Consider the following 13278-nt stretch of genomic DNA (forward strand, 5'->3'; position numbering starts at 1 on the left):
AAGCGTCAAGAAGCGCCGATTCAGACCCTATCCGGACGTCTCCCGTGGCGGTGCAAGGGTGTCGACTTTGGGTGTACCCCACATGGACACGCAGGCCGACCCGCGGCGCCAGGAGCCGCCGTGTCGGTAACCGCAGGGAGCCGAGCCTGGCGATCGTGATCGCGAGCGGCGCATCGGGTACAACGAGCACATCACCTCCTACCGTCGTTCCGTGGAAATCCGCCGTTGGGCGGGGCGCCACCGGGCTGCTCAGTCCTCGCTCTCGTACTCTCCCGCACCGGGGTACTCGCCCTCGGGGACGAGGTTCGCATCGAGCTCGGTGGCGAGGGTGCGCAGCGGGGTGATCAGCCGCCTCCAGGACGCCGGTGTGGGGTTCGCGGCCTCGATGTGCAGGGCGCGCAGGGCACCGTCGTGGACGATGGTCATCACCCGGGCGACCTGCTCGGGGTGGTCGAGCTCTTCACCGGTGAGCAGGACGGACGCAGTGACGTCCTCGAAGCCGCCGGCGACCAACGCCGCGGCGACGCGGTCGGCCGGCAGGGGTGTGAGCAGCCACGGTTCGTCCTCCAGGCCCAGGGCGTTGCCCTTGGCCAGGATCATGTCCTCCCAGACGTCCTCCCCGGGTGCCCAACGACGCTCGGGCGTGGGCGGCGGCGACGGGTTCTGGAACCACTGCAGCAGCGGGGAGGTGCGGGCGATGTCCGGCATCGGCGGCAGGTCCAGGTCCAGGTAGGGACGCAGGACCGAGGGCCCGCGGTCCTGGTGCTCCGGGACGAAACCCTGAGGCGCGTCGACCAGAGCAATCCGGTGCAACCATCCAGGGTCGAACGGCTTGTGCTTCTGGTGGAACGAGACGAGACCACCAGTCCGTCCGAAGAAGACGTCGCAGCCGTCCTTGTGCCGTCGCGTGCCGGGCCACCCTGGCAGGAAGACGGCCGGTTGCTGGTGGAGGTTGTCGATCATTCCCGCGTCGTACACACCCCAGTACGTTCCCGGCGCGATTCGGTCCAGGACCAGCCGCACGTAGTGGACGAGCCGGTCGGCGCCGATCTCGGACCGCAGGCGGTCCTGCAAGCGCAGCGCGTCTGATTCCTCTGCCGGCTCCCCAGCCGGCAGAACGAAAGCCGATGCGGCCATGCCGTCGGTCAGACCACGGAAGTCGGCCAGCGCCAGGTCCCAGTACCACTGCCACAGCTCGTCCAACGAGTCGACCGACGCGTCCATCGCGTCCAACGGCCCCCCGGTCACCTTCATCCACGAGGCGAGCTCGCGCAGCATGTAGGGCTCGCGAGCCGCGACGTGCTCGCAGAACCTCGCCGCCAGATCAGACGACAACTGGTGGTATTCCATGCTCACCCCGGGAGATGCACGACGTAGGGAATGTTGTACTTGGCAAGTTCATCCAGGATTTTTTGGGACGCGCCGATCTTACCAGTCGTAGCGCTGGCGTAGAAGTGCCATATTATTTGGATTTCCGAGTCGCCCAGCATGAGGGCGACGTCCTTTTTGATCTGGGCGTGGGCAAACATGTTGTATGTGTACCCCACCTTCGATTCATGAAGCACCCTAATGTTGTCGACGAGCAACTGGATGGTATCGGGGAATCGGCAGGGGACAGTCTTTGATAGGCGCAAGCATGGGTTGTATGTCTCCGGGTCCTGACCAAAGCTCCTTCGCAGCGACTTCTCCCCGGCCCTGCCTGACAGCATGAACCCATCGACTGCCTCTTCTGCCACGTTGCCCGCGGAGTTGCTGAGCCGGCTGACCGTGGCATTCGGTCGCGATAGGAGATTCTGCAGACGAGCGGCCTGGTTAGGGCCCACGAGCCGCGAGATGGTCTTCGCGCTCACGTTGAGGTCCTCGAGCTGCTGAATCAGGGCAGGGTGCTTCCCCCGGAGGACCTCGACGATCTCGGCAGGGTCGTCGTTCGAGATCTTCTTCAGGAAGGAAAGAGACGCGACCGCCTCGTCGGTGCCCTCATCGACCCTGGTGATGAACTTTGCGGTCTTCATGACCGCCTGGGAGATCTCTGTAATGGGTAGTGGGATAAAGCTGCTCGCAGCGAGCATGGCGTCGTCGCGCCGATTCTCAGAGGTTGCGGAGACGACATCACGAACGTCCCCAAAGATCAGGAAGCTCGAGGTCAGGTTTCCTGCCAGCCAAGGAATAGAGTCACGCCGACAAACATTATTGTCGCCGCAGAACATGCCAAGGTAGACGTCCTTGACGTATTGGTCATCTGACATGACCTCGTTATAGATCGTGGGTTCGAAGCCGGAGTCGGCGTTCATCGCCTCCTGACCATCCGGAAATCCGTCGTGGTCGAAATCGGCGACGTACGGGTTCGTCCCCCAGTCCACCTCACCGCCATCGAGTAGGCCGTCGTCATCGGCGTCGCCGTTCAAGGGATTGAAGTTGGTGGATTCCACCTCTTCGGTGTCCCTGATGCCGTCGTGGTCGCCGTCGACCTGGTCAGGGTCGGAGAGCATGACGTAGCTGGTGATGGGCAGGGTTGAGGACCAGCCGCCCATCTGCGCGGGGCTCATCGGAGCGCCGGCTTCCTCGCCGTCGAGCATGCCGTCGTCGTCGGTGTCGGAGTCCTGCGGGTCGCTGAAGAAGACCTTCTTCTCCACGTCGACCTCGGTGCGGACACCGCTGGCGTTGGCTGCTCGGATCCCGATCAGCTCGACCCAGTTGCTCAGACCGTCGTTGTCGTCGTCCGTGGTCATATGGGCGTCGCTCAGGTCGCCCAGGTCGACCCCTCGCGACCACGAAGGGTTGGACTGGGAGGTGGGGACGTGGGTGTAGGTGCCGCCGGTCTGGGTGGCGACCTGACGCAGCCAGTCAGCTTCCTGCCCGCCGGTGCCGACGTCGAGGATGTGCACCGGGGGCTCGGTGCGCTCGAGGAACGGCACAGGGCCGTCGCCGAAGGGATCGTCCTCGGGCTTGAGGGTGCCGTCGGTGACCAGGACGACGGTCGCGCTGCGGCACTCACCCAGCAGGGGTGCTCCGCCCGGGGGCAGGAACGGGCTGGTGGGGCGGGTGGGTGCCCCAAAGCCGAGGCCGCCGAGGGCTCGTTCGGCCATGTCCATCTGGGTGTCGCCGTCGACGTCGGAGTAGTTCTGCTGGAGAGTCAGGGCGGCCAGCTGGGCCTGGACCCGGTCGATCGGGGTACCGCCCTGGGGCACCTGGGGGCCGTCGGTGTAGGTGGCTTCCCAGAATCCTCCGAATCCGAAGCTCACCAGCGTCACACCAAAGGTGCGCATCCGGGCGTTGTCGCCCGGGGCCAGCGTGGCCAGGACGCGTGCAGCGGCGGTGTACCGCTCACCGGTCGGATCGGCCCAGCCCATGCTGGGGGTCTCGTCCATGACGACCTCGACGTCGAGTGGCGCGTTGCCGGTCGCGGCGGCGTCGCACTCACGCGCTCGCGCCGACCACTCGTTCAAGTCGACGACCGTGTAGGTGGTACCGAGCTGCGGACTGTAGACACTCACCGTGGTGCCCGACACGCTGAGCGTGTTCGACACCTGCTGCCAGGAACCTTGACCAGACTCCAAGGCGAAGACGCCCAGGTGTCGGCCGGACAGGTTCTGGACGTTCGGGGCGTCGAACGTGAGTACCCCGGTCACCGCGTCGGTGGTCGCTGTTGAGGCTCCCCGGGACAGCACTGTGGGAGGCTCCTCCCCGGCGTCCTCCTCGGTGCTCTCGTCGAGCGGGGGGCCGGTGATGATGCCGGTGCCGGTGATGGCGCCTTCGAACGGTCCGATCTCGGTGGCGGTCAGCTGCACCGCCAGGACCGCACCGGGAGTGCCGGTGACCTCGATGGCGGCAGCGCCCTGGCTGAGCTCGGTGGTGACAGGTGCGTCCGCGTCGAGCACACCGTCGTCGTCGGTGTCGCCGACCGCGGCGTCCAGTCCAAGACGCAGCTCGTCGCCGTCGTCGATCGAGTCGGCGTCGGTGTCGGCGTCGGTCGGGTCGAGGCCTTGCGCGACCTCGTCGCCATCGAAGATGCCGTCGCCGTCGGTGTCCCGGTTCGTCGGCTGAAGGCCGGCGACGACCTCCTGGGCGTTGGTCAACCCGTCGCTGTCGGAGTCGGCGTCGGCGTCTGCGATCCCGTCACCGTCGGTGTCGGCCGAGGTCGGCGAGGTGAACGAGATGAGCTGCAGGACCTCCACGACGTCGTCCAGGCCGTCGAAGTCGCTGTCGGCCAGGGCGCTGTTGGAACCGGCGCGCTCCTCGAGGATGTCGGGCAGGCCGTCGGCGTCGGCGTCGGCGGTCTCGGGTGTCGGCGCTCGGGGCGCCGACGGGGTCGAGGGGTCGCTCTCGCCGACCTCGTTGACGGCGGTGACGGTGAACGAGTACTCGACACCGTTGGTCAGCCCGTCGAAGTTCACGGACCTCGCGCCCCACAGGGCGGTCTTCTGCATGCCGCCAGGGGAGGCCGTGACGACGTAGCTGTGGGCGGGGGTGCCGCCGTCGAATCCTGGCTGCCACGACACGTCGAGCGACTCGTCGCCCAGCAGCACCGTCACGTCGGTAGGTGCGTCCGGACGTGCGACCGGCATGAAGCCGATCCCGTCACCAAGACCGGGCCCCACGGCGTTGTGCGCACGCACCAGGGCCACGTACCAGGCTCCGACCGTCAGGTCGGTCAGGGTCGCGTGGTGCTCCGTGGTCGTCTGCGTCGGGAAGTAGTCCGACCACGGGTAGATCTCGTAGTGCGTGATCGGTGCGTCGCCCTCGTCCTGCGGTGGGTCCCACGTCAGGGTCGCTGTGGTGCCGTCGAGCTCGTACTGCACGTTCTGCACTGCCGTCGGCTCGGCGGGCCACACCGTGACCGAACGGGTCGTGCTCGCAGGGCTCGAGCCACGCTGGTTACGCGCCGTGACCTCGACCGTGTAGTCGCCCGGCGGTAGATCTGTGACCTCAGCCGTGGTCTCGGTTGCCGGCACCACGACCGTGTGGTTCCCCGGGTTCACCCGAACGGTGTAGTCCAGGATCGGGTCGTCCTGGCCGGTCGACGGCGGGAACCACCGCGCACCGACGGTGTTGCGGCCGCTGTTGGACACGCTCCACAGGGTCGGTCCGGTCGACGGCGGCAGCGAGATCGTGAACGCTCGCCGCGGTGACCAGTCCGACTGAGACACGCCGTCCCAGGCCAGAACCTGCCACTCGTATTGCCCGGTCGGCAGCGCGAACGGGACGGTCCAGGACACCGACCCGTCGGCACCGACCGCCTCTGGGTAGCTCTGAACCAGGGAGACGCCGGTCCCCGCCTCAACCACGTTGAAGACCGCCTGCAGCGACTCACCGTCGCGCGGGTGTGTTGTGGCGGTCAGGGTCGGCTGGACGTGCGTCACCGCCTCGCCGGGCGCGGGGCTTGTCGGGTCAGGCACGACAGGTCCGTAGGCGACGGACAGGGGCATCGGCGCCGTCCACTCGCTGACGACGCCGTCCAGCGTCGAGCGCGCACGCACGCTGTACTGACCGCCGTCAGCCAAGCTGCCCGCAGGCAAGCGCCAAAGGGCGTACACGCACTCGGTGTCGTACTCGACCGCGTCGATGCTGCTCTGCGCCACGAGCGACGCGGCCGCGTCGCCGGTCAGGACCTGGAAGTCGAACCCGTCGACCTGCTCGCAGACGAACGCCTCGAACTCAGGGTCCGACCAGACGGCCACCGTGCCGTTCTCCGTCCAGATGTGACCTCGAGCGGGCCCCAGGTCCGGCACCACCAACGGCGTGCTCGTACTCGACGAACCAGACGGCCCCGGATCCTCTGGTTCCGATGCCGCCGCCGGCAGCGGCAGCAGCACCACCGCCGTCACCAGAGCGACCGACACCTTCCACCGAGCGACAACCCGCCCGTGAGCCGTCGTCATCGAACGCATGAGCCCCCCACTCCACAGCCAGTGCCGTACGCAGCCCTCTTCGGTCCCTTGCGCGTGAAACATGAGCCATCGCCAGAAACTGGCCGCGATCGGCCGCATACGGCACATCAGACGTCAGACGGCCGTAACGCCCAAACCAGCCATTCGGGAGATTACGTCCGGTTCTCCGGAGGCCGCGGGAGCGCCAGCACCGCGAGGTCGCACCTGTCCCGGGAGCAGGCGCTCGAGGAGCAGACGCGGTGGCCGTACGTGTCAGGGGACCGGGGTGACGGGGTCGACTGGATGTCGCGCCGGCTGGGGGAGTTCGAGGAGACGGTCGGCAAGGCGGTCGACCACGGGTTGATCGACGGCGAGATGTACGACGAGCTGGGGCGGGGCCAGGCGAAGTCGCCGCAGGCCTAATAGGCCCGGCGGCCGGTCGACCGACGAGCTGCGCCCCTGGCGCGGCGTGGTGGATCACCTGCGGTCACGGCCCTGTTCCGCCGGGCAAGGTGTACCCCCAGCCTGACGCCGCCGCCGGGCGACGGCACGCGCTGGGCACGGCAGGGTAGACCGGATCGTGCGCACGCGTCGTGACGGCCCGACCGGTCCAACGGCTCAACGAGACGCCCTTAGCCTCGGCTCAGTCTCCCGAGGGCTCGGGGAGGTGGTGCACCGAGCGCATGGCCCGGTCCGGGGTGGTGACCTTCATCTGGAGCGTGCCGTCGGGTAGAAGCCTGCGGGAGTGCACCGTTGGGTCGTCGAGCTCTATTCGTACCTCTCCTAGGCGCAGAGTGTCCGGCCCGACGACGACGTTCAGCGGAGTCACGAAGCGGATACTGCCCCCTGTGAGGCCATCAGGAGCCGCCTCGCCTGCCTGGGCGAGTTCGACGATTAGGCACTGGTCCTCGGGATAGCGGGTCGTAAGAGGCTCGCCCGTCAAGAGCTGTGCGGCCCTCTCCCACGAGTGGAACTGATTCCGGTACGTGGTCAGGTCTGGGACGCGGATCACTTGGAGTGTGTGCTGCTGGATGGTGTTCAGCGCCTCGACAGCCTTCGCGATGCGGACGAAATTGCTATGAGGGGTGGCGCCCGTAAGCGGTTGAACCCCACCGCGTACCGCCGGGACGTGCCGCAGGCTGAGGCGCAGTTGGTTCGGTTCGTGGACCTCGGCTAGGAACCGCGTCGCGGCGGCGACGGCGGCGACGGCGGCGCCGGTGAGCGGGTTCATCTTGAGTCGCATCGTCATATGCGCAGTTGGTGTGGGCGTTTCAGGGTCGGCTGTGGCGGGCCCTGCGCTCAGAGTCGCGGTCATGTTCAGGGTGAAGACGTTGTTGACCTCGCGCAGCGTGGACGACAGGCCCTTGGTTCCCGAGCCGCGGTCGACACGGTCGGCGTCCACCGTGGCAACTACCCCGCCTTCGGGATCGAGCACCTCCAGACGTAGTTCGACGTTCTCTCCCAGGTCAGCACTCGCCAAGGGGAAGACCTCGACGGTCGCGTCGGTGAGCGTCGTTGCGAGACCTCCGGGTGCGTCGAGGTCTCCGGTGAACGAGAAGGGCACGTCAGGGGGGTCCCCGTACTCGACGAACCTGCGCAGCGCGTCTTCGGCCGGCGTGCCCCTGGGCGCTGAGAGCGTGCCGGTGCTCGTGATCGGGCGCGCTTCCGCGGACGCGGCGCATCGCGCGAAGACGTCGACGGCGAACCATCCGTGCTCGTTGCCTTCGATGGCGGACATGACGAGCCAAGGGACGGGTGCCGGAGGGGGGAGGGGACCCGTCCCGAAGCGGAATTCGTAGCGGTAGTGCGGGTCTTCAGTGAGCGGCCCTTTTAGTGACTCGTTCACTCTTTCGGCGAGAGCACGTACGTCTACGCCCTCCATCTCCCGAGGTGATAGGGACGTCAGCGCCAGCATCTGCCGGTAAGCCCCCTCGATCCGCTCACGTCCGCCGTGGATGTAGTAGTCCACGACCTCCGGGTAGGCGGCGCACCACCGGTCGATGACTGTCAGCCCGTCCCAGATCACCGGTACCTGATGCTTGACACCAAGGCCCTGCAGCCAGGTCCAGGCTTCCGGCGTCGGGTCCCACGGCGTGACCAGCCGCCACTCCGTGACGTTCAGCGCGGTCCACCGCTCGTCCTTCTCGGTGCCGAGCAGCCGCGCGAGAGACGCTTCGATCTCGCCTTGCTGCTTCTTGCTCAGTGGCCGGGCGTACCGCTTGACCTGATACACGACGTCGCCGCCATTGGGGCCAGCATCAGCGTCGAGGATGTCGACCCCGCCGTCTCCACGAGAGGGTGTGACCCTCACAGAGTTCGGGTGCTCGCGGTTGACCATCATCGCGACGACCGCCTCCACGTCGTCGCCGCCGTACCGCCCCCACTCAATGCGCCTCAAAGCGTCTCCCTGGATCAGGCGGCACGCTCGCGACGCCGGGCCGACGAGCCTGCTCCTGCATAGCGCCTCTGCCACTCCTTGCGCTGTTCCTCGGGGGTCGCACGCTCCAACCACCCTTCGCGCCACGCGCGGCGTAGCTCACGCGACAGCAGCAGGCGAAGCGCACGCTCCAGCGTGGTCACCGCGATCGTGGGCTCAAGCGTCACGGCCCGATCTTGGCAGACCGGGGAGTCCAGGGGGGTGACGCGGGCGATGAGGTCGTCGCGGCTGGTGGCCGGCGGCTGGTGTCCGGCCAGTGCGGCGCTGGCGGCGACGTCGGGCAGTCGGCGTGGTGCGCGCCACCAGGGTTCGCCGTGTCGGGTGGTCGTGATGCGGTCGGCGGCGACGTTGACGTCATCGACCGTGCCCTACGACGGGCCGGTGGTCGTCCTGGCGTGCGAGCACCCCGCGACGTACGGGCACAGCCGCCGGTGGGAGCAGAGGTCAGCGGGTGGGCAACCAGGTCCGCACGGCTGCCACCAGAGCGGTGACGCCAATACTCAGCGTCGGCTCGATCACCGGTGCGTACCTCGGCGAGTGGTTGGACGGCACGGTCAGCAGCGCGGGGTCGGACATGTCGCCCGTCGTGAACAGGGCGGGATCTGCGCCGCCCAGCAGCCAGTACGACAGGGGGGCACCCGCGTTCGTGGCGATGACGCCGACGTCCTCGCTGCCCGCGCCCGCTCCGGGGTCGAACACCTTGCCCTCGCCGAGCCACTCCGTGAAGACGGAGAGGTTCCGCTGCAGGGCGTCGGCGTCGTTGACCACCACCGGGAACCGCTCGACCGGTGTGATCGTCGGCTCCTCCGGGGCGCCCGAGGCCGCCGCCTCGCTGCGGACGACGCGTTCGACGGCGGCGAGCACGCGGTTGCGCACGGCCTCGTCGTAGGTGCGGATGTTCAGGCCCAGGTCCGCGTGGTCGGGGATCACGTTGGCCGCGGTGCCGGCGTGGATCGATCCGACGGTGAGCACGACCTTCTGCTCAACCGGCACCTCGCGCGACACGATCGCCTGCAACCGCTGCACGGTCGCGGCGGCCATGACGACCGGGTCGACGGAGGCCTCCGGCCGGGAGCCGTGCGCGCCCCGGCCGACCAGACGGACGTGCAGGGTGTCGGACCCGGCGTAGGAGGCGCCCGGGTGCCCGGTGATGGTCCCGGCCGGCAGCGGGGCGACGTGCTGACCCAGGACGACGTCGGGACGGGGGAACCGGTCGAGCAGCCCGTCGTCGACGAGTGCCTGCGCACCCGCACCGAGCTCTTCGGCAGGCTGTCCGACGAGCACGAGCGTCCCGGACCAGCTCGCGCGGTCCTGCGCCAGGGCCTGCGCGGCGCCCAGGAGGCACGCGACGTGCACGTCGTGGCCGCAGGCGTGCGCCACGGGCACGGTCAGTCCGTCCGCGTCGGTCCCGGTGTCGGTGCTCGCGTAGTCGAGCCCCGTCTCCTCCTTCACGGGCAGCGCGTCCATGTCGGCCCGCAGCAGGGCGGTCGCGCCGGCCCCGTTGCGCAGGACCCCCACGACACCCGTGCCGCCGACCCCGGTGGTCACGTCGTAGCCCAGGTCCGTCAGCCGCTGCGCGATGATCCCGGCTGTCCGGTGCTCCTGGAACCCGAGCTCCGGGTGCCGGTGCAGGTCCTGGTAGAGGGCCGCCAGCCCCGGATCCACTGCGATGTCGTCGTAGACAGCCACGGTCGTCCCCCGCCCCCGAGTGTGGCCGGCCCGACGGGTGGGCTGGGCCGACCGTCTTGTCAACTCAACCCGGGTCGGGACGGATGTCACCACGTCGACCTGGATCGCCCTCTCACCGGGGGTGAGAGGGCGATCCGGCCCGGGGCAGCCGAGCGTCGACGGGGCGTGCGCCCGTCAGAGGTGGCGGGACGCGTACTCGTGGAGCGCGTCGCGGACGAACGTCGCGCCCGTCAGGTCCTCGCCGTAGTTCGCCGCGAACCGCGGGTCCGCGACGTACATGTCCGCCAGGCCCGTGACGTACTCCTTGGCCGGTCCGCCGTCGTGCCGTGGCGTGCCGGGGACCGAGCCCAGCCACTCGACGTGGCGCCGGGCCAGGTCCTGCGCCTCCGCCGAGGCCGGGTCCGTGCCGGCGGCCGCCGCCGTCGCCCAGTCACGGGCGAGGGTCGCGCTGCGCGCCTGCCACTCGCCCCGCTCGGTGTCGGACATGCCGCGCCACCACCGGTCGCCCGACGCGTACGCCTCGGCGCCCCAGCGCTCCTCCACCTCGTCCTTGTACTGCGTGTGGTCGAACCCGTCGAACATCTTCTCGGCCATGACCGAGCTCCCTTCCTGTCGTGCGGCGATCGTCCGGCGCACCGACGCGGCCTGCCGTGCGAGGCGGTCGAGCTCGCTCGCGAGCCAGCCGAGGTGTCGGCTCAGGGCCGCCACCTCGTCGGTCTCGCGGTCGAGCACGCGGCCGATGTCGGCCAGGCCGAGCCCGAGCTCGCGCAGCAGCAGGATCCGCTGGAGGCGCACGAGCGCGTCGTCGTCGTACCAGCGGTACCCGTTGTGCCCGACGCGGCTGGGGACGAGCAGCCCGATGCGGTCGTAGTGACGCAGCGTGCGGCTCGTCGTGCCGGTCAGGCGGGCGACCTCCTGGATCGACGCCTCCATCGCTCCTCCTCGTGGTGCTCCGGTGTGGACCCGACTCACGGTAGGAGTTGACGCTGCGTCAAGGTCAAGCGGTGCCGTCACGCGCCGGCGGCGTGCTCTGCAGCCACCCGGAGTCGTCGTTGACGTACGCGTAGTACAGGCCGATGAGCAGGCCACCGCCGATGAAGTTGCCGATCAGCGCGAACCCGATGTTGCCGGCCGCGAGGCCCAGGTCGATGCCCTCGCGCAGCCCCACCATGGTGAACAGCACGGTGTTGGCGACCGAGTGCTCCAGCCCGAGGAACGCGAACACGAACACGGCGACGATCATGACGAGCGACTTGGTCAGGTCGTCCTTGATGAGCCCGTTGTATACCAGCAGCATCGCCAGGTTGATGCAGAAGTTGCACAGGACGGCGCGCACCAGCAGGTCCGCCCAGCCGGTCGGCCCGTCGGCGACGAACGCGAGCTTGTGCTCCACGGAGGCGACCATCTCGGCGAGGACCGCACCCTCGGCGAGCGTCGAGAAGCGCACGAGCACCGCCACCAGCAGACCGCCGACGAGGTTGCCGAGATAGCACAGCCCGAGCAGGCGTACCGCCCGCCCCCACGAGGTGCGCCGGTGGTACGCCCCGATGGTGACGATCATCATGTTCGACGTCAGCAGCTCGGAGCGCGTGTAGTAGATGAACACGAGCGCCCAGCCGAACGTCAGCGCCCCGGCGATGCGCCCCAGCGGGCGCAGCGTCGTCCCGTCGACTGCCGCGATCTGGTCGAACGCCGCGATCACCGCGTAGTGCGCGCCGTACAGGACGCCGATGACGATGCCGGCCATGGCGGCCCGCATGAGGTACCGGCGGGCGAGCACCCCCGACATTGCGGTCTTGGTGTCGAGCGCCTCGAGCACGGTGCTGATGAAGTGCTTGCCGGGGAACAGCCCGGGCGGGGGCGCAGAGGGGGCAGGGGGAGGTGCGGGGTCCACGGCGCCAAGATCCCACATCGCGACGTGGTCGGCGCGGGACCCACGTCGTCCGCCGACACCGCGCGACGTCGTCGCCTCTCCGGGCACGGCGGTCGACCCCTCACCCGGGACGAGTGGGCAACCTCCCCGCGACGCGCGCGGGGGACGATGGGCGCATGACGACGACCGAGACAGCACCCGGCCAGGAGCTGCCGGAGGACCGCGAGGTCCTGGAGTGGGAGACGTTCGGCGCGGCCGTCCGCGAGATGGCGCAGGCCGTCGTGGACTCGGGGTTCGTGCCGGACGTGGTGGTGTCCGTGGCGCGCGGCGGGCTGCCCCCGGGCGGCGCGATCGCGTACGCGCTGGGCACCAAGGCGGTGGGGACGATGAACGTGGAGTTCTACACGGGCGTCGGCAGCACGCTGCCGGAGCCGCTGCTGCTGCCCCCGCTGCTGGACACCGCCGCGGTGCAGGGCCTGCGCGCCCTGGTCGTCGACGACGTCGCGGACTCGGGGGAGACGTTGGCGCTGGTCCAGCGGCTGCTGACCGAGCACTGCGCGCAGGTGCGCACCGCCGTGCTGTACGCCAAGCCGCGCTCGGTCGTCCACCCGGACTACGTGTGGCGCCGGACCGACCGGTGGATCACGTTCCCGTGGTCGGCGCTGCCGCCGGTCGAGGCGACGCGCTGACCCCGGCGTCACCGCGCGGGGTGAGCGCGGCCAGGACCGCGGCGGCCAGCCCCTCGACGTGGGGCACGACGGTCGTCGCAACCGCGTCCTCGAGCTCGCGCTCCCGCGCGTAGCCCCAGGCGACGCCCACGCAGTCGACGCCGTGGGCGCGCGCGCCGTGCACGTCGTGCTCGCGGTCGCCGACCATGACCACCGCACCGACCGGGGCCAGCGCCGCCAGCGCGGCCGCGACGACGGTCGCCTTGGACGACGGCACGTGGTCCAGCGGGGCACCGAACACGCCGTCGAGGTACGGGGCCAGGCCGAAGCGCTCGCAGATCGGCCCGGCGAACACCTCGGGCTTGCTCGTCGCGACCGCGAGCCGCACCCCGGCGTCGCGCAAGGTCGCGAGCTGCTCGGGGATGCCGGGGTAGACGCTGTTCTGCCACATGCCGGTCGTGCGGAAGTACGCGCGGTACGCCTCGACGGCCTCGGGGACGCGCGCCGCCGGGACGTCGAACAGCGCGAACGACTCGATCAGGGGTGGCCCGACGAACCGGCGAAGCGCGCTCGCGTCGGGCACGGGCAGGCCGAGCGCGGTGAACGCGACGCGGGCGCTCGCGGCGATGCCCGGGTAGGAGTCGGTGAGGGTGCCGTCGAGGTCGAGCAGGGCCAGGGGTGGGGGAGTCATCGCCCCCATCCTCCCAGCCGTCGGCCAGTCGGCCTGCTGTGCCCACGGCTGCT

The 13278-nt window shown here is 69.5% G+C and carries 9 protein-coding genes; 2 read left to right on the top strand and 7 right to left on the bottom strand.

Annotated elements, in window-relative coordinates:
• Nucleotides 1-249: 249 nt before the first annotated feature.
• Entirely contained in the window at nucleotides 250-1350 is a 1101-nt protein-coding gene (locus OKX07_RS07845) for a hypothetical protein (RefSeq protein WP_265631265.1), read from the bottom strand.
• Nucleotides 1351-1352: 2 nt separating this feature from the next.
• On the bottom strand, nucleotides 1353-5825 hold the full coding sequence (locus OKX07_RS07850) for a fibronectin type III domain-containing protein (RefSeq protein WP_265631266.1): 4473 nt from the start codon (nucleotides 5823-5825) through the stop codon (nucleotides 1353-1355).
• Between the two features lie 312 nt (nucleotides 5826-6137).
• Between OKX07_RS07850 and OKX07_RS07855 the strand changes: the two genes are divergently transcribed.
• Nucleotides 6138-6290, top strand: coding sequence for a hypothetical protein (locus OKX07_RS07855; protein ID WP_265631267.1), 153 nt, complete (start codon nucleotides 6138-6140; stop codon nucleotides 6288-6290).
• A 220-nt stretch (nucleotides 6291-6510) separates the two neighbouring features.
• Here the strand turns inward: OKX07_RS07855 and OKX07_RS07860 are convergent, their stop codons facing one another.
• The 4 genes from OKX07_RS07860 to OKX07_RS07875 all read right to left on the bottom strand — a co-directional run bounded on the left by OKX07_RS07860 (nucleotide 6511) and on the right by OKX07_RS07875 (nucleotide 11887).
• Nucleotides 6511-8265, bottom strand: coding sequence for a restriction endonuclease (locus OKX07_RS07860; RefSeq protein WP_265631268.1), 1755 nt, complete (start codon nucleotides 8263-8265; stop codon nucleotides 6511-6513).
• 483 nt (nucleotides 8266-8748) lie between these two features.
• Nucleotides 8749-9993 carry an amidohydrolase gene (locus OKX07_RS07865; protein WP_265631269.1) on the bottom strand — a complete coding sequence of 415 codons (1245 nt, stop codon included), beginning with the start codon at nucleotides 9991-9993 and terminating at the stop codon, nucleotides 8749-8751.
• Between the two features lie 174 nt (nucleotides 9994-10167).
• Nucleotides 10168-10926 carry a MerR family transcriptional regulator gene (locus tag OKX07_RS07870; protein WP_265631270.1) on the bottom strand — a complete coding sequence of 253 codons (759 nt, stop codon included), beginning with the start codon at nucleotides 10924-10926 and terminating at the stop codon, nucleotides 10168-10170.
• Between the two features lie 64 nt (nucleotides 10927-10990).
• Nucleotides 10991-11887 (bottom strand): formate/nitrite transporter family protein, encoded by an 897-nt coding sequence (locus OKX07_RS07875; RefSeq protein WP_265631271.1) that lies wholly within the window; start codon nucleotides 11885-11887, stop codon nucleotides 10991-10993.
• Nucleotides 11888-12042: 155 nt separating this feature from the next.
• On the opposite strand from OKX07_RS07875, the gene OKX07_RS07880 reads away from it, so the two are divergent.
• Nucleotides 12043-12555 carry a phosphoribosyltransferase gene (locus OKX07_RS07880; RefSeq protein ID WP_265631272.1) on the top strand — a complete coding sequence of 171 codons (513 nt, stop codon included), beginning with the start codon at nucleotides 12043-12045 and terminating at the stop codon, nucleotides 12553-12555.
• Here the strand turns inward: OKX07_RS07880 and OKX07_RS07885 are convergent.
• Nucleotides 12509-13225 (bottom strand): HAD hydrolase-like protein, encoded by a 717-nt coding sequence (locus OKX07_RS07885; protein WP_265631273.1) that lies wholly within the window; start codon nucleotides 13223-13225, stop codon nucleotides 12509-12511. The genes OKX07_RS07880 and OKX07_RS07885 overlap by 47 nt on opposite strands.
• Between the last annotated feature and the right edge of the window lie 53 nt (nucleotides 13226-13278).

The organism is Cellulomonas sp. S1-8 (assembly GCF_026184235.1).
Taxonomy (GTDB): domain Bacteria; phylum Actinomycetota; class Actinomycetes; order Actinomycetales; family Cellulomonadaceae; genus Cellulomonas.